The 19,400-nt window shown below is 62.7% G+C and carries 21 protein-coding genes; 6 read left to right on the top strand and 15 right to left on the bottom strand.

Going from position 1 to position 19,400, the window contains the following annotated elements:
- Positions 1-28: 28 nt before the first annotated feature.
- The 4 genes from hydA to aptA all read right to left on the bottom strand — a co-directional run bounded on the left by hydA (position 29) and on the right by aptA (position 4,683).
- Entirely contained in the window at positions 29-1,480 is a 1,452-nt protein-coding gene (hydA, locus tag NKK50_RS01500) for a dihydropyrimidinase (RefSeq protein WP_023699634.1), read from the bottom strand.
- A gap of 61 nt (positions 1,481-1,541) precedes the next feature.
- A complete protein-coding gene (locus NKK50_RS01495) occupies positions 1,542-2,792 on the bottom strand; it encodes a Zn-dependent hydrolase (protein ID WP_023690832.1) in 1,251 nt (416 codons plus the stop codon).
- Positions 2,793-2,795: 3 nt separating this feature from the next.
- Positions 2,796-3,215 carry an endonuclease domain-containing protein gene (locus tag NKK50_RS01490; protein ID WP_352543144.1) on the bottom strand — a complete coding sequence of 140 codons (420 nt, stop codon included), beginning with the start codon at positions 3,213-3,215 and terminating at the stop codon, positions 2,796-2,798.
- 139 nt (positions 3,216-3,354) lie between these two features.
- Positions 3,355-4,683 (bottom strand): omega-aminotransferase AptA, encoded by a 1,329-nt coding sequence (gene aptA, locus NKK50_RS01485; protein WP_352543039.1) that lies wholly within the window; start codon positions 4,681-4,683, stop codon positions 3,355-3,357.
- A 255-nt stretch (positions 4,684-4,938) separates the two neighbouring features.
- Between aptA and NKK50_RS01480 the strand changes: the two genes are divergently transcribed.
- Complete coding sequence (locus tag NKK50_RS01480; RefSeq protein ID WP_352543038.1) at positions 4,939-5,568, top strand: TetR family transcriptional regulator C-terminal domain-containing protein; 630 nt, start codon at positions 4,939-4,941, stop codon at positions 5,566-5,568.
- A 10-nt stretch (positions 5,569-5,578) separates the two neighbouring features.
- Here the strand turns inward: NKK50_RS01480 and NKK50_RS01475 are convergent, their stop codons facing one another.
- Complete coding sequence (locus NKK50_RS01475) at positions 5,579-6,451, bottom strand: helix-turn-helix transcriptional regulator (RefSeq protein ID WP_023697054.1); 873 nt, start codon at positions 6,449-6,451, stop codon at positions 5,579-5,581.
- 99 nt (positions 6,452-6,550) lie between these two features.
- Here NKK50_RS01475 and NKK50_RS01470 point away from each other — a divergent pair, with 99 nt between their 5' ends.
- Both NKK50_RS01470 and NKK50_RS01465 read left to right on the top strand, forming a co-directional pair.
- Positions 6,551-7,390: an SDR family oxidoreductase gene (locus NKK50_RS01470; protein WP_352543037.1), complete on the top strand. Its 840-nt coding sequence runs from the start codon at positions 6,551-6,553 to the stop codon at positions 7,388-7,390.
- Positions 7,387-8,109, top strand: coding sequence for an SDR family oxidoreductase (locus tag NKK50_RS01465; RefSeq protein WP_352543036.1), 723 nt, complete (start codon positions 7,387-7,389; stop codon positions 8,107-8,109). The genes NKK50_RS01470 and NKK50_RS01465 overlap by 4 nt, the downstream gene beginning before the upstream one ends.
- A 3-nt stretch (positions 8,110-8,112) precedes the next feature.
- Here the strand turns inward: NKK50_RS01465 and NKK50_RS01460 are convergent, their stop codons facing one another.
- The 7 genes from NKK50_RS01460 to NKK50_RS01435 all read right to left on the bottom strand — a co-directional run bounded on the left by NKK50_RS01460 (position 8,113) and on the right by NKK50_RS01435 (position 13,209).
- Positions 8,113-8,490 carry a DoxX family protein gene (locus NKK50_RS01460; RefSeq protein WP_023699639.1) on the bottom strand — a complete coding sequence of 126 codons (378 nt, stop codon included), beginning with the start codon at positions 8,488-8,490 and terminating at the stop codon, positions 8,113-8,115.
- Between the two features lie 81 nt (positions 8,491-8,571).
- On the bottom strand, positions 8,572-9,030 hold the full coding sequence (locus tag NKK50_RS01455; protein ID WP_023668206.1) for a carboxymuconolactone decarboxylase family protein: 459 nt from the start codon (positions 9,028-9,030) through the stop codon (positions 8,572-8,574).
- Between the two features lie 31 nt (positions 9,031-9,061).
- Entirely contained in the window at positions 9,062-9,580 is a 519-nt protein-coding gene (locus NKK50_RS01450) for an RrF2 family transcriptional regulator (RefSeq protein WP_023668205.1), read from the bottom strand.
- Positions 9,581-9,689: 109 nt separating this feature from the next.
- The gene (preA, locus tag NKK50_RS01445) at positions 9,690-11,003 is read right to left on the bottom strand and encodes an NAD-dependent dihydropyrimidine dehydrogenase subunit PreA (RefSeq protein ID WP_023729383.1); all 1,314 of its coding nucleotides are present in this window, start codon (positions 11,001-11,003) and stop codon (positions 9,690-9,692) included.
- Between the two features lie 59 nt (positions 11,004-11,062).
- Entirely contained in the window at positions 11,063-11,416 is a 354-nt protein-coding gene (locus NKK50_RS01440) for a hypothetical protein (protein WP_352543035.1), read from the bottom strand.
- A 109-nt stretch (positions 11,417-11,525) separates the two neighbouring features.
- A complete protein-coding gene (locus NKK50_RS31305; RefSeq protein ID WP_023729384.1) occupies positions 11,526-11,849 on the bottom strand; it encodes a hypothetical protein in 324 nt (107 codons plus the stop codon).
- Positions 11,842-13,209, bottom strand: a complete 1,368-nt coding sequence (locus NKK50_RS01435) for an NAD(P)-dependent oxidoreductase (protein ID WP_352543034.1) — start codon at positions 13,207-13,209, stop codon at positions 11,842-11,844. The genes NKK50_RS31305 and NKK50_RS01435 overlap by 8 nt, the downstream gene beginning before the upstream one ends.
- 212 nt (positions 13,210-13,421) lie before the next feature.
- Here NKK50_RS01435 and NKK50_RS01430 point away from each other — a divergent pair, with 212 nt between their 5' ends.
- Positions 13,422-13,865 carry a hypothetical protein gene (locus NKK50_RS01430; RefSeq protein WP_156935986.1) on the top strand — a complete coding sequence of 148 codons (444 nt, stop codon included), beginning with the start codon at positions 13,422-13,424 and terminating at the stop codon, positions 13,863-13,865.
- A 68-nt stretch (positions 13,866-13,933) separates the two neighbouring features.
- On the opposite strand, the gene NKK50_RS01425 is transcribed toward NKK50_RS01430, so the two are convergent.
- Positions 13,934-14,653, bottom strand: coding sequence for a gamma-glutamylcyclotransferase (locus tag NKK50_RS01425; RefSeq protein ID WP_023699643.1), 720 nt, complete (start codon positions 14,651-14,653; stop codon positions 13,934-13,936).
- 194 nt (positions 14,654-14,847) lie between these two features.
- Here NKK50_RS01425 and NKK50_RS01420 point away from each other — a divergent pair, with 194 nt between their 5' ends.
- Positions 14,848-15,624, top strand: a complete 777-nt coding sequence (locus NKK50_RS01420; protein ID WP_023699644.1) for a VOC family protein — start codon at positions 14,848-14,850, stop codon at positions 15,622-15,624.
- Positions 15,625-15,700: 76 nt separating this feature from the next.
- On the opposite strand, the gene NKK50_RS01415 is transcribed toward NKK50_RS01420, so the two are convergent.
- A complete protein-coding gene (locus NKK50_RS01415) occupies positions 15,701-16,189 on the bottom strand; it encodes a hypothetical protein (RefSeq protein ID WP_023735990.1) in 489 nt (162 codons plus the stop codon).
- Positions 16,190-16,396: 207 nt separating this feature from the next.
- Here NKK50_RS01415 and NKK50_RS01410 point away from each other — a divergent pair, with 207 nt between their 5' ends.
- Entirely contained in the window at positions 16,397-16,789 is a 393-nt protein-coding gene (locus tag NKK50_RS01410; protein WP_023735991.1) for a DoxX family protein, read from the top strand.
- Positions 16,790-16,882: 93 nt separating this feature from the next.
- Here the strand turns inward: NKK50_RS01410 and NKK50_RS01405 are convergent, their stop codons facing one another.
- The gene (locus NKK50_RS01405) at positions 16,883-19,324 is read right to left on the bottom strand and encodes a GcvT family protein (RefSeq protein WP_023804946.1); all 2,442 of its coding nucleotides are present in this window, start codon (positions 19,322-19,324) and stop codon (positions 16,883-16,885) included.
- Positions 19,325-19,400 lie beyond the last annotated feature (76 nt).

The raw sequence follows: 19,400 nt of genomic DNA, 5'->3' as shown, positions 1-19,400 counted from the left end.
GAAATGAGCGCCCCCGGGCTCCGCAACGTCAAACGCCTGTCGCCGGAATGCCGGTGCGTTCGACCTTGCGCGGCGCGGTGATGTCCTTCCAGGTCGATAGAGCCCGGTTGACCGCCGCGTTCGGCTCGCGGGCGACGAATTCGCCATGGCCGGGCTTGGCCTTGACCTCCGCTTCCTCGACCGACAATTCGCCGCGCGAAAAGACGAAGCGCGGCAGGCCGGTCACCTCAAAACCTTCGAAGACGTTGTAGTCGATCACCGATTGCTGCTTCTTCGAGGTGATGGTCTTCTTGGCGCTGGGGTCCCACACCACGATGTCGGCGTCCGCGCCTTCGACGATGGCGCCCTTCCTAGGATACATGTTGAGGATCTTGGCGATGTTGGTCGAAGTCACCGCGACGAACTCGTTCATCGTCAGCCGCCCGGTGTTGACGCCCGTCGTCCACAGCACGGGCAAGCGGTCTTCAAGCCCGCCAGTGCCGTTCGGGATCTTGGTGAAATCGCCGACGCCGTTGCGCTTCTGCTTGGTGGTGAAGGCGCAGTGGTCGGTCGCCACCACCTGCAGCGATCCCGCCTGCAGGCCGGCCCACAGCGAATCCTGGTGCAGCTTGTTGCGGAAGGGCGGACTCATGACGCGGCGCGCCGCATGGTCCCAATCCTTGTCGAAATACTCGCTTTCATCCAGCGTCAGATGCTGGATCAGCGGCTCGCCGAAAACCCGAATGCCCTTCTGGCGGGCGCGGCGGATGGCTTCGTGGCTCTGCTCGCAGGACACATGCACGACATAGAGCGGCACGCCGGCCATGTCGGCGATCATGATGGCGCGGTTGGTCGCCTCGCCCTCCACTTCCGGCGGCCGCGAATAGGCGTGTCCCTCGGGGCCATTATTGCCGGCGGCGAGCAGCTTTTGCGACAGCGCCGCAACCACGTCGCCATTCTCGGCATGAACGAGCGGCAGCGCGCCGAGATCGGCGCAGCGCTGGAACGACGCGTACATCTCGTCGTCGTCCACCATCAGCGCGCCCTTGTAGGCCATGAAATGCTTGAACGAGGTAATGCCTCTGTCGACGACGGTGGCCATCTCGTCGAACACCTGCTTGCCCCACCAGGTGATCGCCATGTGGAAGGAGTAGTCGCAGGCAGCCTTCGAGGTCTTGTTGTCCCACATCTGCAACGCTTCCAGCAGCGATTGCTGCGGCGCCGGCAGGCAGAAATCGACCACCATCGTGGTGCCACCGGAAAGGGCCGCACGCGTCCCGGACTCGAAATCGTCGGCCGAATAGGTGCCCATGAACGGCATTTCGAGATGGGTGTGCGGATCGATGCCGCCCGGCATGACGTAACAGCCGCTGGCGTCGAACTCATGGTCGCCATGCAGGTTCGAGCCAATGGCGACGATCTTGCCGTGCTGCATCAGCACATCGGCCTTCCAGGTGCGGTCGGCGGTGACGATGGTGCCGTTTCGGATGACTTTGGTCATTGTCGTGTTCCCTTGTTCTCTTCGCGCTTCTTGTGAGCGTCGTTTTGATACAGATCTTAGTTCACGCCACGATCCCCGCTGTCTCTACCACCGCATGGAACAGCACGTCGGCGCCGGCGCCGGCCCATTCCTTGGTGATTTCCTCAGCCTCGTTGTGTGACAACCCGTCAACGCAGGGGCACATCACCATGGCGGTCGGCGCAACGCGGTTGATCCAGCAGGCGTCGTGGCCGGCGCCGGAGACGATGTTGCGGTGGGAATAGCCGAGCCGATCGGCGGCGTCGCGGATCGCCTTGACGCAGCCGGCATCGAAGGTGACCGGATCGAAAGCGCCGACCTGCTCGACCTTGTACTGGATGTCGAGCGCCTCACAGATTGTGTCGATGCCTTCGCGTATGCGCCCATCCATCGCGTCCAGCACTTCCTTCTCGGGCGAGCGGATGTCGATAGTGAAGACGGTGCGCCCGGCGATGATGTTGCGCGAGTTCGGAAACACCTCCATGTGGCCGACCGCGCCGACGGCGTCGGGCTGGTAGTCCATGGCGATCTCGTGCACCAGTTCGATGACCCGAGCCATGCCGAGCCCGGCATTACGGCGCTTGGGCATCGGGGTCGAGCCGGTATGCGCCTCCTTGCCGGTCAGCGTTACCTGCAGCCATTTCAGGCCCTGGCCGTGGGTGACGACGCCAATGTCGATGCCTTCGTCCTCAAGGATCGGCCCCTGCTCAATATGCAGTTCGAAGAAGGCGTGGATCTTGCGATCACCGACTTTCTCGGTGCCTTTCCAGCCGATGCGCTCCAGCTCCTCGCCAAATTTCCTGCCCTGTTTATCAGTGTGCTGATACACGTCCGCCTGATCGAGCACACCGGCGAACACGCCGGACGCCATCATAGCCGGGGCAAAGCGCGAGCCTTCCTCATTGGTCCAGTTGGTAACGACGATTGGATGCCTGGTCTGGATGCCGAGATCGTTAAGCGAGCGAATAATCTCCAGCCCGCCGAGCACGCCGAGCACGCCGTCATATTTGCCGCCGGTCGGCTGCGTGTCGAGATGGCTGCCGACATAAACCGGCGGCAGGCTGGGATCAGCGCCTTCCCGGCGGGCAAACATGGTGCCCATTTCGTCGAGCCCCATTTCGAGCCCGGCCGCCTCGCACCAGCGCTTGAACAGATGCCGTCCCTCGCCGTCCTCGTCGGTCACGGTCTGGCGATTGTTGCCGCCGGCAATACCGGGGCCGATCTTCGCCATCTCCATGATGGAATCCCACAAACGGTCTGAATTGATTCGCAGATTCTCGCCTGGGGCGGCCATGCTCTAAAACCTCATCGGTTGCGGGGCGGCGGCGTCCCCCTCCCCCTCGAGGGGAGGGTGGCCGCGAAGCGGTCGGGTGGGGTCGCCCGCGACGCGCGCGACCTTCTCTTTGACCACCTGCGCGACGTGCCAAGCGCTGTTTATGACATCGGGCTCGTCAACACGGAAGACTTCAAATCCGAGCGATCGCAGATAAGCATCGCGAACGGCATCGTGCCGCCTACCCCTGTCGTGTTCGTGCATGTCGCCATCGACCTCAACGATCAGCTTCACCGCCAAGCAGGCAAAATCGACGATGTACGGCTCAATCGGCCACTGACGGCGAAACTTGATGCCGGCTGATTTCAGGTCCCGCAGTTCATACCGCAGCAGCGATTCTCCCTTGGTCGCGTGAACTCGAAGCGCTCGCACCTTTTGGCGCATTTCGAAGCTCACGCGGGTACGGGGCATCAGGAGCGGCCTCGGAACAAAAGAGCAGGTCGGCGTCCGGTCGCACCGACCCCACCCGACCGCTTCGCGGCCACCCTCCCCTCGAGGGGGAGGGCTATCCGCGCCCGGTTTGTCAATCGATCGCCCTCAGCACTTCTCTGACATGGTCGATCAATTCGTTGATCTGGCCCTTGGTGATGATCAGTGGCGGCGACAGCGCGATGATGTCGCCGGTGGTGCGGATCAGCGCGCCGCGCTCGAACGCCTTGACGAAGGCCGAGAAGGCCCGCTTGGTCGGGCTGCCGGCGATCGGCGCCAGTTCGATCGCGCCGATCAGGCCGATATTCCTGATGTCGATGACATGCGGCTCGTCCTTCAGCGAATGCAGCGCATCTTCCCAGTAGGGCGCCAGTTCCTCGCCGCGGGTCAGCAGGCCCTCTTCCTTGTAGGTGTCGAGCGTGCCGAGTGCCGCGGCGCACGCAATCGGATTGCCCGAATAGGTGTAGCCGTGGAAGAACTCGATCATGTGCTCGGGGCCGGTCATGAAGGCGTCGTGGATGTCCTTCTTCACGAACACCGCGCCCATCGGGATGACGCCGTTGGAGACGCCCTTGGCGGTGGTCATGATGTCCGGCGTGACGCCGAAATAATCCGCTGCGAACGGCGCGCCGAGACGGCCGAAACCGGTGATGACCTCGTCGAAGATCAGCAAAATGCCGTGCTTGGTGCAGATCTCCCGCAGTTTCTGCAGATAGCCCTTCGGCGGCAGGATGACGCCGGTGGAGCCGGCGACCGGTTCGACGATGACGGCGGCGATGGTCGAGGCGTCATGCAGGGCAACGATGCGCTCCAGCTCGTTGGCGAGTTCCGCGCCATATTCCGGCACGCCCTTGGAGAAGGCGTTCTTTTCCGGCAGATGCGTGTGCGGCATGTGGTCGACGCCGCCGAGCAGCGTGCCGAACATCTTGCGGTTGGTGACGATGCCGCCGACCGAGATGCCGCCGAAATTGACGCCGTGATAGCCGCGTTCGCGGCCGATCAGGCGGGTGCGCGCGCCCTCGCCCTTCACACGGTGATAGGCGATCGCCATCTTCAGCGCCGTTTCGACCGATTCCGAACCGGAATTGGTGAAGAAGACATGGTCCATGCCCTTGGGCGCGAGATCGACCAGGCGGTTTGCCAGTTCGAACACGATCGGGTGTCCCATCTGGAAGGCCGGCGCATAGTCGAGTTCGGCCGCCTGATGCTGGATCGCTTCCGTGATCTTGGGACGGCAATGGCCGGCATTGACGCACCACAGGCCGGCGGTGCCGTCGAGCACCTTGCGGCCGTCGCTGGTGGTGTAGTGCATGTCCTTGGCGGACACGAACATGCGTGGCGCCTGTTTGAACTGCCGGTTCGCGGTGAACGGCATCCAGAATGCGCTGAGATCGTTCGGCGTGACTTTCAGCCGGTTGGACATGACCAAGACTTCCCCTTGTAACCTGTTTCGGTGCGGCTAACGCTTGGTCTTTCCAAAGCTTGGTCTTTGCTGCGTTTTCATGCTACGCAAATTTTTGACCGATTGGACAAACGTTAGCACCGCCCTGTCGGCGGTCAAGGGATTACTAGCGAAAATGCGGCCTGCGAAGTGCGCTCCACGGGTAAGAGAAAAACTGGTCCAGAGAATTGGTCCAGATGAACCCTGCGGCCAAGGCTTGCAGGGGTGAGCGGCGCCATGGAAGGCTCAGCCCCTCGCCGCACCCGCATCCAGCAGGAAAAGCGCGAACTGATCCTGGAGGCAGCCCTCGAAGTCTTCTCCGCCAACGGCTTTCGCGGTTCGACCATCGACCAGATCGCCGAGGCCGCCGGGATGTCGAAGCCGAACCTGCTCTATTATTTCCGCCGCAAGGAAGACATTCACGAGACGCTGATGGAGCGGCTGCTGGCGACCTGGCTGGCGCCGCTGCGCGAACTCGACGATATCGGCGATCCCCTGACCGAGCTCAGGAGCTACATCAGGCGCAAGCTCGAAATGGCGCGTGATTTTCCCAGGGAGAGCCGGCTGTTCGCCAACGAGATCCTGCAAGGCGCGCCACGCATCATGCCGCTGCTGGCGGGTGAACTGAAGACACTGGTCGACGAGAAGGCCAACGTCATCAAGGGCTGGATGCGCGCGGGAAAAATCGCCCGCACCGATCCCTGGCACCTGATTTTTTCGATCTGGGCGACGACGCAGCACTATGCCGATTTCGATGTCCAGGTCCGTGCCGTGCTCGGCGCCGATCCCGGCGGCGACGGCCGCTTCGAGGATGCGGCGCGCTTTCTGGAGCAGTTGTTCATTGATGGGCTGAAGCCGAAGGGCTGACCTTTGGGCGTCAGGCGCTGCGGCGCTCCGCCGGCATCGCCTCAAGCAAATTCTGCAGCTTCTCGATCGAATTCTGTTCGGCCAGCGGCGTGTAGACGATCAGCTTCATGTCCGAGCCGTCGTCGATCGACAGGCTCATATGCTCGAACGTCATGGCGCCGGCGCTCGGATGTCGGACATGTTTCACCCCCGACAATCGGCGTGCCACGTCGCGTTGCGGCCACCAGTCGCGAAACTCCGGACTTGAGCGCGTCATAAGCACGATCAGCCGCTCGAAATCCGCATCGCCCACATAGCGGGCGCTTTCCGCCCGGAACGAGGCCAGCACGGTGCGCGCCAATTGCTCCCAGTCAACCAGCAGGCGCCGGTGATGCGGATTGGTGAACACCATGTGGACGATGTTGCGGGCGTCGCCCTCTAGCAGGCCATAATCACCGAACACCGCTACCGCCGCCGGATTCCAGGCCAGCACATCCCAGCGCCGCCCGACGACATAGGCCGGCTGCAGCACCAGGCTCTCCAGCATATGCATTAGCGGGCCATCGACCTTTTCCGGCGCAGCCACGCGGTTCTCCGGTTGCTGGCGGCCTGCCAGGATGAACAGATGCCGCCTTTCAACGGCGTCGAGGCGCAGCGCTTCGCTGAGCGCCGCTAGCACCTCCACCGAGGGTCTGACCTCGCGCCCCTGCTCTAGCCATGTGTACCAGGTGGTGCCGACGCCGGCGATCATCGCCACTTCCTCGCGACGCAAGCCTGGCGTGCGTCTCCGCAGGCCGGTCGCGATGCCGGTGGCGGACGGCGTCAATCTTTCGCGGCGCGAGCGCAGGAAGGCGCCAAGCTCGCGCCGGCGGCTGTCTTCAGCGGAGTGCGTGGGAGCATCCATGAGAGCTATTATAGCAGTATTGATGCCAGGATAAAGTTTGAACTGTTTGGGCTGCGTCAGGCGCCCCATCTTCCATCCAGAGAGATGGAGGCTCTGAATATGGATCTGAAAGACAAGACAATCCTCATCACCGGTTCGACCGACGGCGTCGGCCGTGTCGTCGCGCAAAGGCTGGGCGCCGGCGGCGCGCGCGTGCTGGTGCATGGCCGTGACGCGGCTCGCGGCAAGGCAACCGTCGCAGAAATCGAATCCGCCGGCGGCAAAGCCGAGTTCCTCGCCGCCGACCTCGCCTCGCTAGCCGAGGTCCGCCGCCTTGCCGAGGCCGTACGCGCAAAAACCGACCGGCTCGACATCCTCATCAACAATGCCGGCATCGGCACGGCCGGCGCCAAGCGACAGCTCAGCGCCGACGGCTTCGAACTGCGCTTTGCGGTCAACTATCTCGCCGGTTTCCTGCTGACCTCGGAACTGCTGCCGCTGCTCAAGGCGAGTTCGCCGGCGCGCATCATCAACGTCGCTTCGGCCGGCCAGCAGGCGATCGATTTCGGCGATGTCATGCTGACACGTTCCTATGACGGCGTGCGCGCCTATTGCCAGAGCAAGCTGGCGCAGATCCTGTTCACCATCGACCTGGCCGGAGAGTTGAAAGGCAGCGGCGTCACCGTCAACGCTCTGCATCCAGCGAGCTACATGAACACCACCATGGTCCGCCAGGCCGGCGTGACGCCATGGAGCTCGGTCGAGACCGGCGCCGACGCCATTCTCAACCTCGCGACATCGCCCGCGCTGGAGGGCCGCAGCGGCCTCTATTTCGACGGCCAAAGGGAGGCCCGCGCCGACGCACAAGCCTATGATGCCAAGGCCAGACAGCAATTGCGAACCCTGAGCCTCGACCTCGTCGGCCAGGCTTCCCCAAAATCGAAGGAACAGCATTCATGACCGGCAAGATCGAACACACGGTCGTCATCGGCGGCTCATCCGGCATCGGCCTCGCATCGGCGCGAAAACTGCTGGGCCCAGGCATGAAGGTGACCATCACCGGACGAAACCAGGACAAGCTCACCAGCGCCTGGAAGAGCCTCGGCGGCGCCGCCGAAAAAGCTGCCTTCGATGCTTCGAAGCCGGACGAAGTTCGCCAGTTCTTTGGGGAACTCGGACCGTTCGATCACCTCGTGCTGGCCGCCAGCGGCGGCAAGGGACTTGGGCCGTTCGAAACCCTCGACCTCTCAGACATCGCCGGCGGCGTCGACGAGAAAGTCCGGCCGCAGCTGTCCTGCCTGCAGTCTGCCTTGCCGACGCTCGACAGATCGGGATCGGTCACCTTCATCTCGGCGGTGTCCGCCCAATTGTCGGCGCCCGGCGTGGCTGGCATTGCCGCCGTCAACGGCATGCTGCTGACGGTGGTGCCGATCCTGGCGGTCGAACTGAAGCCTCTGCGCGTCAACGTCGTGGCGCCCGGCGTCATCGACACGCCATGGTGGGATTTTCTGGCCGAAGACCAGCGGCAGGCGGTGTTCAGCGAATATGCCGGCAAAACCCCGGTGGGCAGGATCGGCCGCGCCGAGGACGTCGCCGGCGCAATCGCCTTTCTCGTCTCCAACGGCTTCATGACCGGCCAGGTGCTGACCTGCGATGGCGGTTTGCGCTACGCGGCGTAGTCGCTAAAGCGACTGCGCAATCAGCGTCAGGAATCCGCCGGCCAGCGCAACATTGCCGACAAAGCCATTGATGCGCGACGCCCGGTCCGGGCCCTGATGGTCCCAGAAATTGTGGAACATCGGCGTGGCAACGATGAGGAACAGCACCAGCACAGCACTTGCGATCGCGGTCCACACACCTGCCATCACCAGCGCGCCGGCAATGGTCTGCAGGACGATGCCGGCCCACAGCGCCAGCTTGGCCTGCGGCACGCCGCGCGCAGTCATCAGCCCGGTCAGGAAGGCCTCGTTCTGGACATTGCGCAGGCCGGCGACGACGAAGGCGCCGCCGAGCAAAAGGCGGCCGACAAACAACAGGCAAGAAGGCAAATCGACAGGCATAAACGCTCCCCTTAAAAACATTAGGTCTTGAAACAATTGGAGCGCCGCCCTTTCGACGGCGCTCCATGACTAACCGGACGGTCAGGCTGCTTTGGCAGCCGGCATCGGGTGAATGGCGTGGAACGGGATGCAGAGCCGGTTCCAGGTGTTGATCATGCCGATCGCGACCGACAGCTTGACCAGTTCCTCTTCCGAGAAGTGCTCTAGCGTGCGGGCATAGAGTTCGTCCGAAACGCCATTGTTGGCGATCAGGGTCGTTGCCTCGGTCCAGGCAAGCGCCGCGCGTTCGCGCTCGGAAAACAGCGGCGACTCCTTCCAGGCCGAAACCAGATAGAGCCGTGTCTCGGTTTCGCCATCGCGCCTCGCCTCGCGGCTATGCATCTCGACGCAGTAGGAGCAGCCATTGATCTGCGAGGCGCGGAGCTTGATCAAATGCAGCAGGCTCACTTCAAGCCCGCATTCGTCGACCGCCTTGTTGAGCGCCGACACGGCTTTCATGATCTCAGGCGCCTTGGCGAAGAATTGCAGTCTCTGTTTCATCGTCTTTCCTTTCACATCTGTTTGCGGGGGATTAAATCTGTTTGGTCGAAGCGGGTTTCTGCGGCCGCTGATGGCGCGCCACAAAGGCACAGCTGGCGGCAAACGATCGCGGATCGCCTTCGGCCTTGTAGTCAGCCACGATGTCGGACAACCGGGTTTCCGCGAGAGCGGCACGATAGGCACGCTCGGCTTTCAGCATCGCGGCATTGATGCCGCACGGCTTCACATAGGCCGAAGCATCGATCTTGACCGGGCCGCGCTGGCGGATCTCGCCGCAGCGGAAGGCCGGCTCGCGACCCTCGACCGCAAGCACGATATCGAGCAGCGTGATGCGCTCGGCCGGACGCGCCAGCCGGTAGCCGCCCGCCGGTCCCGGCACCGATTCCAGGATGCGCGCAGCAGTCAGCTGGTTCAGATGTTTCAGCAGATAGCTCGGCGACAGGCCGAAGGACTCTGCCAAAGCAGCACCCGGTATCGTGCTGTTGCCCTCCACGCTGGCCAGTGTGGCCGCGCAATGGATGGCCGCTTCTACACCCTCGCCCAGTTTCACGATGTTGCGCTCCTATTCATGGATATCTTTTATCCTAGATAGATTTTATCTGCAATAGTAAAATGAAAAACGGCGCTCGAAAGCGCCGCTTTTTTCTTCGACCCGTTCCCTACTCTGCGGCCACCTTGGCCATCGGGTTGTTCGGGTGCGTCGTCCAGTTGGCATAGATCGGCGACACCGGCTTGCCGGTGCGCTGGTCCATGACGCCGGCGGCCAGCGGCTCCATGGTGATGCAGTTCTCGACCGGGCAGACATTGACGCACAGATTGCAGCCGACGCATTCGGCCTCGATCACCTCGAAATGCCTGACGCCGTCGACCATGTTGGTGATTGCCTGGTGCGAAGTGTCCTCGCAGGCGATGTGGCAGCGGCCGCATTTGATGCAGGCGTCCTGGTCGATATGCGCCTTGGCGATGTAATTGAGGTTGAGATACTGCCAGTCGGTGACGTTGGGCGTGGCGCGGCCGACAATGTCGTTGAGCGAGGCGTGGCCTTTCTCGTCCATCCAGTTTTCGAGACCGGCGATCATCTCCTGCACGATCTTGAAGCCGTAAGTCATCGCCGCCGTGCACACCTGCACATTGCCGGCGCCGAGCGCCATGAATTCAGCCGCATCGCGCCAGGTGGTGATGCCGCCAATGCCGGAGATCGGCAGGCCGCGCGTTTCCGGATCGCGGGCGATCTCGGCCACCATGTTCATGGCGATCGGCTTCACCGCCGGGCCGCAATAGCCGCCATGCGAGCCCTTGCCGTCGATGGTCGGCTGCGGCGCGAAACTGTCGAGGTCGACGCCGGTGATCGAGTTGATGGTGTTGATCAGCGACACCGCGTCGGTTCCGCCGGAGAGTGCGGCGCGCGCCGGCTTGCGCACATCGGTGATGTTCGGCGTCAGCTTGGTGATGACAGGCATGCGGGTGTTGGCCTTGCACCAGCGCACTACCATTTCGATGTATTCAGGCACCTGGCCGACAGCCGCGCCCATGCCGCGTTCCGACATGCCGTGCGGGCAGCCGAAATTGAGCTCGATGCCGTCGGCTTCGGTCTCCTCGACCACCGGCAGGATCGCCTTCCAGCTTTCCTCGACGCATGGCACCATCAGTGAGACGACGATGGCGCGGTCGGGCCAGTCCTTCTTGACCTGTTTGATCTCGCGCAGATTGACCTGCAAATCGCGGTCGGTGATCAGCTCGATATTGTTGAGGCCGAGCAGGCGCCGGTCCGCCCCCCAGATCGCGCCATAACGCGGGCCGTTGACGTTGACCACCGGCGGACCTTCTTCGCCCAGCGTCTTCCACACGACGCCGCCCCAGCCCGCCTTGAAGGCGCGGATGACATTGTAGGCCTTGTCGGTCGGCGGCGCCGAAGCCAGCCAGAACGGATTGGGCGATTTTATGCCGACGAAATTGTTGCGGATGTCTGCCATGGGTCTTTCTCCTCTGGCCGTGGCGGGCTTACCGCCACCTTAAAGCGTTGCCTATCGGATCATTCCTCGCATCGAAGAAAAACCGATGGCGGTTCACCTTCGACCGTTACCGTGATCTGGTCCGGATCGCCCTTGCGCGCTTCCAGCCCGACCATTTTTTCATCCATGCGCACGGTCTCGTCCCCGTTGAGATAGACGCTGGCGCATGAAATCCTTGTCTCAACATGATCGCCGCTTGGCGGCCCGGATGTCCATTGGCAGATCGTGTGCTCGCTGAAGCCGACACCGGATGCCTCGACGGACATCCGCTCTTCACCCTTCGCGTCACACCATTGCGTATAGAGCCAATAGTCCGGTGAAGCCGCCGGCAATGCCGCGGTGCCGATGACGGCAGCGAGGATCGGCGCGATCATCGCAGTGCCCGGTTGATCAAGCGGGTCGGCTTTACCGAGGCCAACCAGAACGGATTGGGCGATTTGATGCCGACGAAATTGTTGCGGATGTCGGTCATAACTCTCTCCGCTAGCTACAGATCACAACAAGAGTCATCTGAACTGCTACAGGCTCACTCGAAACGTTTCGGACGACGACCTGCCACACATGGTCGCTAAACGGATAACTTGCCGATACAACCAACGCAGTAGGGTTGGCCGGCGGGATATCAAGCGCGTAACCTCCAGAGATGAGCTCCTCGTTCCCGCACCCAAGCATAGGAGAGAACGCCTCCCCTGCGCGAACGTCCGGTTGATCAAAATATCTGGTCACACGATGAGCCGCCGAGGCGTTGGCAGAAAACAGCAACAGGCTCGTGCTTAAAGCTCCAACGAACTTGACGACGTTAGGCATTCCAGCTTCCTCCAGCCAGTGCCCGGTTGATGCTCTCAGCCGCGTCGCGGCCCTGCGCGACGGCCGAGACCGTCAAATCATCGCCGCCGAAAATGCAGTCGCCGCCGGCCCAGACATTGGCGAGCGAGGTTCGCCCTTCCGCATCGACCTTGATGCGGCCGGCTTCGAGGTCGATCGAGGCACCGCTTCCGTTGAGGGCTGCCGGCACAAAACTCTGGCCGATCGCCTTGAACACCTGGTCGGCGGGGAGCGTTAGCGTCTCGCCGGTGCCGGCGAGCTTGTCTCCGTTCATGGCGGTGTATTCGAGTTCGATGCCCGACACTTTGCCGCCTTCGGCAATGACCCGCTTCGGCTGCAGCCAGTGGCGGATGGTGACGCCGTTGGCGGCGGCCAGATCCTGCTCGAACTCGGAGGCGTTCATATGCTCCTGGCCGCGCCGGTAACAGATCGTCACCTCCTCGGCGCCGAGCAGCTTCGACTGCACCGCGGCGTCGATCGCCGTCATGCCGCCGCCGATGACGACGACGCGCCGGCCGACCGGCAGGCTCGCAAGATCGCTGGCCTGGCGTAGCTCGGCGATGAACTCGACCGCATTCACGACGCCATCGGCCTCCTCGCCATCTGCGCGCAGCGCGTTGACGCCGCCAAGTCCCATGCCAAGAAACACCGCATCGTAATTCCGGATCAGATCCGACAGCTGGTAGTCGCGGCCGAGCGCCCTGCCGTTCTGGATATCGATGCCGCCGATCCCCGTGACATAGTCGACCTCGGCCTGGGCGAAATTGTCGATGCTCTTGTAGGCGGCGATGCCGTATTCGTTGAGGCCGCCGGCCTTCGGGCGGGCTTCCAGAATGGTGACGTCATGGCCCTGGCGGGCGAGCCGGTGGGCCGCGGCAAGACCGGCCGGTCCGGCGCCCACGACGGCGACCGACTTGCCGGTCGATTCAGCGCGCGGATAAAACTGCTTGTGCTCGGCCATGGCGACATCGGTGGCGTAGCGTTGCAGGCGGCCGATCTGCACCGGCTTGCCTTCCGCCACCTCGCGCACGCAGACCTCTTCGCAAAGCGTCTCGGTCGGGCAGACGCGGGCGCACATGCCACCCAGTATGTTCTGGTCGAAAATCGTCTTGGCCGAACCGATCGGGTTGCCGGTCGATATCTGGCGGATGAACAGCGGAATGTCGATCGAGGTCGGGCATGCATTCATGCACGGCGCGTCGTAGCAGAAATAGCAGCGATCGGATTCGACCAGCGCTTCGTGGTGATCGAGCGGCGGATGCAGATCGGAAAAATTCTCGGCGTACTGGTCGGCGGCAAGCCGGCCGCCGGCAATGCCGTCCTTGAACTGGCCTTCTGGCATCGTCAGTTCCCCTGTTTTCGTTTTGGGGAAGGCTAGCACGTTTTATTTTTTTATCAATTGGTCAATTTTCGACCCAAGCCGCTGAAAAGATTAGCTGATAATATGATTTAGTTGCTCATGTTATGAGTGACGGTTGCGTCCTCAAAGAGGGGAGCGCGACAAGCTCCAAGTCGCGGCAAGCTGTTCCAGGCCAGCGCGAAATGATAGGGCGCTTGAGCACGATGCGCGGCTTTCATTCAACGGAGAAGGCGATGACCGATGATAGGGAGACGGCTCACCGGTGGGAGCCCGTGGGAGATTTACCTCTGGCTGCCTGTCAGGTGTGGCGTCTAAAATCCGACAATAACTTTGAGCTGACCGTCGAAGGCGACTTCGGGACATCGGAACGAACTCTCAAGATCGATTTTCAAGGGGTAGTAGCCCTGGCTGCCCATGATGACATGCTGGGACTGACCAAAATCCGTGCGGACACCTCGATCCCATTGATTGGATCTGGCAGGCAAGCCTCCTACAGGTGGCCGATCCTGCGAGTGGAGAACTCGCACTGGTTGCGATCGACACTTGGCCCGACAGAAGACTGTACGCATTTTCTGCTGCTCAGTCTCGAATGCACGGTTGAGGTCATTGCTCGTGAAGCCACTCCTTCTTGGATCTGATCACCCGGGGAGCGAAACGCCTTGAAACCGCATACGCTCCGGCACAGGCCAAGATTGGTGGCTGTTCGCTACGAAGGTGCCAGCTGTAGGCTGGCATCTGAGCGGCCGCCATGGATCGACCTGATCTCGTCGGCAACCAGTTGCTGCAGCCGCCACAGATTGCGGTCGCGGATGCCGAATTCCTCGAGGTGGCTGACGGTGTTGTAGAGATATTCCGCGCCCGAGCCGACATGGCCGCAGGCTCTGGCAAGCACCCCCGCCACCGTGTCCAGCGGCTGCCCGAGCGACGTTCCCCTGCCGGTCACCCCGACCCAGAAGCCGAGCGCCCGTATCCGGCCCTGCTCCGTGCGCACGGGAACCCACCGGACCGAGCTGACACTCTCATGGTCGTCGATCTCGCGCCGCAGCAGTCTTTCGATCTGCTGCGGCTTGTCGCCGTCGGGCAGGCGGTAGATGACGCCGTCGCATCGGCCGCCGCGTTCGAGCGCCATCATCAGCCCCGGCTGCGCGACGCTGCCGCGCCAGCGCACCATGTCGAGGCAGAAGGAGCGATGCCAGCCAAACGCAGTGGCGCGCTGGCGTTCGACGGACTCGAAAGCCGGCTTCCAGATCAGCGAGCCATAGGCGAACACCCATAACGGCCCCGCATCGGCTTCGTCGGAGAGCTGTAAGGCAAGCGTGCGAAAATCCTCGTCGTTCAGCTGCGTCCAGCTGCCGTCCGGCCCGGGATCGACCTCTTCGCGATGACACAGTGACACAAGCTCAGGCGTGAGCGACATAAGGCGCATGAAACGACTACCCCTCGTTTGCCCAAGGAAAGTCGAAAACCGCCGCACGTGCAAGGCGTCGAGCGGGACGAAGTGCGGAACGATGTGTCAACGCAGCCGTTGAACTTTCTCCGCTTCGCTGTCGGATTCGCGTCGCTGAAACGTCCTTTGATGGATCGGACGACGATCTATGCATGAAGGTGAGGAGACCGAAAATGCCGAAATCCCCAATGCCCTTCTTCTGGTACGAGTTGATGACCAGCGACCTCGATGCGGCGCAAGCGTTCTACACCAGCGTGGTCGGCTGGCGGGCCGAGCCCTTCGACAAGGCGCCCGGCATGCCGCGCTATATCGTGGTGAACTCCGCCGAGCGTGGCGTCGGCGGGCTGATGACCCTGCCCGAGGAAGCAGCCAGGACGGGTCTGAAGCCGGCCTGGTTCGGCTATATCCACACCAGCGATACCGATGCCTCGACCGAGGCACTGAAAGCCGCCGGCGGGGCTGTTCACCGCGAACCCGACGACATTCCCGGCGTCGGCCGTTTCTCCGTCGTCGCCGACCCGCAAGGCGCCGCCTTCATGTTCCTGCAGCCCAATGGTCCCGACCAGCCCGTCCTTCCGGCAACGACGCCGGGCCATGTCGGCTGGCACGAGCTTTATGCGGCCGACCGCCAGAAGGCCTTCGATTTCTATTCAAGCCAGTTCGGCTGGACCGATGCCGGTAGCATGGACGTCGGCGAGATGGGCATCTATCAGACCTTCTCGGCCGGCCCTGAATCTGGCGGCGGCATCATGAACAAGCCGCAACAGCTGCCGGTGCCGGTCTGGCTGTTCTACTTCAATGTCGACGCCATCGACGCAGCCGCCAAACGCGTCACCGACAATGGCGGCAAGATTGTCATGGGTCCGATGCCGGTGCCGACCGGCCAATGGATTGCCCAGTTCACCGATCCGCAAGGCGCCTATTTCGCGCTGATCGCGCCGGGCCGCTGACCCCCTCCGGTACTCGCCTGCACGGAAACTGCTCTCATCGCACTGCCGGTGCGATGAGAGGCGCGTCCGGGCGCGGTCACTCCGGCGCCAGCACCGCGACTTTGAGGTTCTCTTTCCTGGCGCCGCTGAGCTGGATCGTGGCTGCGCCAGGCGTCAGCTTGAAGCGCACGCTCTTGCGGATGCCGGGGCAGGTCTTCACGCCGCTGAAACCCGCTGATTTCACGGCTTGGCCATCCTGAATGACGTCGACCCAGGCCTCGTCGGACAGGCTGATCTGGAGCTCTCCTTCCGCTGGCACGGCCACGTTTGCCGTCGCGCCGAACGTGCCGGCTGCCGGCGCGCGTTGCGGTGAGACCGTGAAGCTGACCGCATCGACGGGCTCCAGCGCCATATCCGCGGCTTCGCCGAAAGCAAGAGAGGCACCGGACTGCGCGGCGGGCGCTGCCGGAAACAGTTCCTGCTCGCGTGTCACCGGCCATTTGAAGGCATCGCAGCCAGCATCAGCGGCCATGGCGAAACTGGTGCTTGCGAGGATTGCGAACAGGCTGATGGCGGCTTTTTTCATGGCGAAGGAACCCGTCTGGTTTGGAGTGTCTACTCGCAGATATACAACCTTAACGAGATCTATGCAACCATAACGAGAGCAAATTTCGAAGTCAGACTGGAAATAATTGCAATCACCGATTGTTGATGACAGGCCATGGGAAGTGAATGGTCCAGCGCCGGGTGATGATTTATGGCCGGGCCACATGGTTGGAAAAATGGAGTTTAGATGAAGCTTTTTGACGGTCTCGCCAGATTTCAGCCGCAGGCACTCGGCGTCCTGCGCATCATGACGGCCCTGCAGTTCCTCGAGCATGGCTCGCAGAAACTGTTCAATTTTCCGGTCAGCGCCGAGCCTCACGCTCTTAGCGGCCTGACGGCGACGGCAGGCATCCTGGAGTTCGCCGGTGGCATCCTGCTGGCGCTCGGTCTGTTCACCCGCCCGGTCGCGTTCCTTCTGGCCGGCGAGATGGCCATCGCCTATTTCATGGCGCACTATCCGCGCGACTTCTTCCCGGTCAACAACGGCGGCGATGCGGCGATCTCCTTCTGCTTCATCTTCCTCTATCTGGTGTTTGCCGGCGCCGGCGCTTTCGCGCTCGACAACCGCCGCAGCACCTGACGCGCCTAATGCATGTCGCCCAAAAGTGCGCAGCGGTTTTGGGATAACGACTTGCACCAAGAATCTGAAGCGCCTCGGCGAAGCCGAAGCGCTTCAGGCGCGCATTCGCTCGAAGTTCGCGTCAAAGAGCGGCGCTGCCTGAACGCGCGCCGCGTGGCGCTTGCCCAAAAGTTCGATTTCGAAGCCGTCGCTCTTGTCTGCGATCTCCTTCGGCACATAGCCGATGGCGACGGATTTCTTCGAGTGATGCGCATAGCCGCCCGACGTTACCCAGCCGCGCACCGCGCCATCGTACCAGATCGGCTCGTCGCCGATGACATCGGCATCGTCGGCATCGAGGATAAATGTGCGCAGCCTGAGCTTGCCGCCCTGCTTGCGCTCGGCAAGAGCGCCGGTTTTACCGATGAAATCGGCATCCTTGCCATAGGCGACGAAACGGTCGAGCCCGGCCTCCAGCGGCCCGTAGATCGGCCGGTATTCGCGCGCCCATGAGCCGTAGTTTTTCTCCAGCCGCAGCCCATTGAGCGCGCGCGAGCCGAACAGGCCGAGGCCGAATTCCTCGCCTGCCGCCATCAACGCCTGGAAGGCAGCGCGCTGATATTCCGGCGCCACCCAGATCTCGTAGCCGAGATCGCCGGTGTAGCTGACGCGGCCGACCAGGCACGGCGCCGTGCCGATGTCCATTTTCGCGACCGCCATGAAGGGGAATGCGGTGTTGGCGACATCCGCGCGGCTGACCTTTGCCAGCACCTCCCTCGCCTTGGGCCCCGCAATGGCGAGGCCGGTCAGCCTCTGGCCCAGCGCCTCTATGCGCACTGAGCTATCCGCAGGTAAATGCGCCTCGAACCAGCGCATATGATATTGCTCGGCAATGCCGGAGCCGGCGATGAACCACTCGGTCCCGTTGGAATTGGGGGCACCGATATTGGCCAGCGTGAAATCGCCGATGAGCTTGCCGTCATCCTTCAGCATCGGCGCCAGCGTCATGCGGCCTGGCTTGGGCAACTTGCAGGCAAAGATCAGGTCGAGCCAAGCGGCCGCCCCTTCTCCCGTCACCTTGTATTTGGCGAAGTTCGAAATCTCCGCCAGGCCGACGCTCTCACGAACCGTCGCGACCTCATTGGCGACATGGGAAAAATCGCTGGACCGCCGCCACGAGAACTCGTCCCTGACACCCTCGGGCGCAAACCATAGCGGCACTTCCAGCCCATAGGACACGCCCCATTGCGCGCCCTTGGCCGATAGCAGATCGTAGATCGGAGTCGTCTTCAGCTGCCGCCCCGCGGGCAGTTCCTCATTGGGGAAGCGGATCGAGAAGCGGCGCGAATAGTTCTCGCGCACCTTGGCATTGGTGTAGGCCATCGTCGCCCAGTCGCCGTAGCGCGCGACATCCATCGCCCAGATGTCGGCGCCGGGATCGCCCTCGATCATCCAGTTGGACAGCGCCAGGCCGACGCCGCCGCCTTGTGAAAAGCCCGCCATGACGCCGCAGGCGACCCAGAAACCCGGTAGCCCGCGCACCGGCCCAACCAGCGGATTGCCGTCCGGTGCAAAGGTGAAGGGCCCGTTGATGATCTGCTTGATGCCGGTCCTCTCGAAGGCCGGGAAATGCCGGAAGCCGACCTCGAGCGACGGCGCGATGCGGTCGATGTCCGGCTCCAGCAGTTCATGGCCGAAATCCCAAGGCGTCTGGAACTCGGACCACACCTTGTTGGCCTTCTCATAGGTGCCCATCAGCATGCCGCCGCGCTCCTGGCGCAGATAGAGCTCACCGTCGAAATCGACGGCGTGGATGATCTCGGTGCCGGTCTTGGCGTTCCACGCCGCGACTTCCGGCATATCCTCGGTGATCAGGTACATGTGCTCCATGGCCAGCACCGGCAGTTCCAGCCCGACCATGCGGCCGACCTCGCGCGCCCACAGGCCGCCGGCATTGACGACATGCTCGGCCACGACCTCGCCCTTGTTGGTGATGACCCGCCACATCCCGTCGGGCCGGCGCACAATGTCTTCCACCTTGGTGAAGCGCTCGACCTCGGCGCCAAGCTTGCGCGCGGCCTTGGCGTAGGCATGCGTCACACCGGAGGGATCGAGATGGCCGTCTTCCTTGTTGCGAACGGCGCCGACGAACTGCTTGGGATCAATCAGCGGCATCAGTTCAGCCGCTTCGTTGGCCGATATTTCCTCGAGATCGATGCCGAGGTAACGCCCTTTGGCAACGACGCCGCGCAGCCAGTCGAGCCGCGCCTCGGTCGCCGCCAGCAGCACGCCGCCGGTCAGATGCACGCCGGTCGCCTGCCCCGACAGCTCCTCGATCTCCTTGTAGAGCGAGATCGTGTATTTCTGCAGCTTGGCGACGTTGGGGTCGCCATTGATCGTGTGCATGCCGCCGGCCGCATGCCAGGTCGAGCCCGAGGTCAGCTCGTCGCGCTCCAGCAGCACGACATCGGTCCAGCCATGGCGGGCCAGATGGAACAGCACCGAACACCCGACGACGCCACCGCCAATGACCACGACCTTTGCATGCGATTTCATGAGTTTTTCTCTGTTATCAATGAGTTGAGGAGATAAGGTGAATCAGAAAGGCAGCGCCGCGCGCCGACGCTGAAAA

Source organism: Mesorhizobium sp. M0001 (assembly GCF_040324255.1).
Classification (GTDB): Bacteria; Pseudomonadota; Alphaproteobacteria; order Rhizobiales; family Rhizobiaceae; genus Mesorhizobium.
Note: the sequence above shows the minus strand (reverse complement) of the source record. Positions and strands in the feature narration are given on the sequence as shown.

What these genes read in the sequence shown, in the direction of transcription:
- hydA (WP_023699634.1), bottom strand. Translation starts at nt 1,480, where the DNA reads ATGACCAAAGTCATCCGAAACGGCACCATCGTCACCGCCGACCGCACC.
- NKK50_RS01495 (WP_023690832.1), bottom strand. Translation starts at nt 2,792, where the DNA reads ATGGCCGCCCCAGGCGAGAATCTGCGAATCAATTCAGACCGTTTGTGG.
- NKK50_RS01490 (WP_352543144.1), bottom strand. Translation starts at nt 3,215, where the DNA reads ATGCGCCAAAAGGTGCGAGCGCTTCGAGTTCACGCGACCAAGGGAGAA.
- aptA (WP_352543039.1), bottom strand. Translation starts at nt 4,683, where the DNA reads ATGTCCAACCGGCTGAAAGTCACGCCGAACGATCTCAGCGCATTCTGG.
- NKK50_RS01480 (WP_352543038.1), top strand. Translation starts at nt 4,939, where the DNA reads ATGGAAGGCTCAGCCCCTCGCCGCACCCGCATCCAGCAGGAAAAGCGC.
- NKK50_RS01475 (WP_023697054.1), bottom strand. Translation starts at nt 6,451, where the DNA reads ATGGATGCTCCCACGCACTCCGCTGAAGACAGCCGCCGGCGCGAGCTT.
- NKK50_RS01470 (WP_352543037.1), top strand. Translation starts at nt 6,551, where the DNA reads ATGGATCTGAAAGACAAGACAATCCTCATCACCGGTTCGACCGACGGC.
- NKK50_RS01465 (WP_352543036.1), top strand. Translation starts at nt 7,387, where the DNA reads ATGACCGGCAAGATCGAACACACGGTCGTCATCGGCGGCTCATCCGGC.
- NKK50_RS01460 (WP_023699639.1), bottom strand. Translation starts at nt 8,490, where the DNA reads ATGCCTGTCGATTTGCCTTCTTGCCTGTTGTTTGTCGGCCGCCTTTTG.
- NKK50_RS01455 (WP_023668206.1), bottom strand. Translation starts at nt 9,030, where the DNA reads ATGAAACAGAGACTGCAATTCTTCGCCAAGGCGCCTGAGATCATGAAA.
- preA (WP_023729383.1), bottom strand. Translation starts at nt 11,003, where the DNA reads ATGGCAGACATCCGCAACAATTTCGTCGGCATAAAATCGCCCAATCCG.
- NKK50_RS01440 (WP_352543035.1), bottom strand. Translation starts at nt 11,416, where the DNA reads ATGATCGCGCCGATCCTCGCTGCCGTCATCGGCACCGCGGCATTGCCG.
- NKK50_RS31305 (WP_023729384.1), bottom strand. Translation starts at nt 11,849, where the DNA reads ATGCCTAACGTCGTCAAGTTCGTTGGAGCTTTAAGCACGAGCCTGTTG.
- NKK50_RS01435 (WP_352543034.1), bottom strand. Translation starts at nt 13,209, where the DNA reads ATGCCAGAAGGCCAGTTCAAGGACGGCATTGCCGGCGGCCGGCTTGCC.
- NKK50_RS01425 (WP_023699643.1), bottom strand. Translation starts at nt 14,653, where the DNA reads ATGCGCCTTATGTCGCTCACGCCTGAGCTTGTGTCACTGTGTCATCGC.
- NKK50_RS01420 (WP_023699644.1), top strand. Translation starts at nt 14,848, where the DNA reads ATGCCGAAATCCCCAATGCCCTTCTTCTGGTACGAGTTGATGACCAGC.
- NKK50_RS01415 (WP_023735990.1), bottom strand. Translation starts at nt 16,189, where the DNA reads ATGAAAAAAGCCGCCATCAGCCTGTTCGCAATCCTCGCAAGCACCAGT.
- NKK50_RS01410 (WP_023735991.1), top strand. Translation starts at nt 16,397, where the DNA reads ATGAAGCTTTTTGACGGTCTCGCCAGATTTCAGCCGCAGGCACTCGGC.
- NKK50_RS01405 (WP_023804946.1), bottom strand. Translation starts at nt 19,324, where the DNA reads ATGAAATCGCATGCAAAGGTCGTGGTCATTGGCGGTGGCGTCGTCGGG.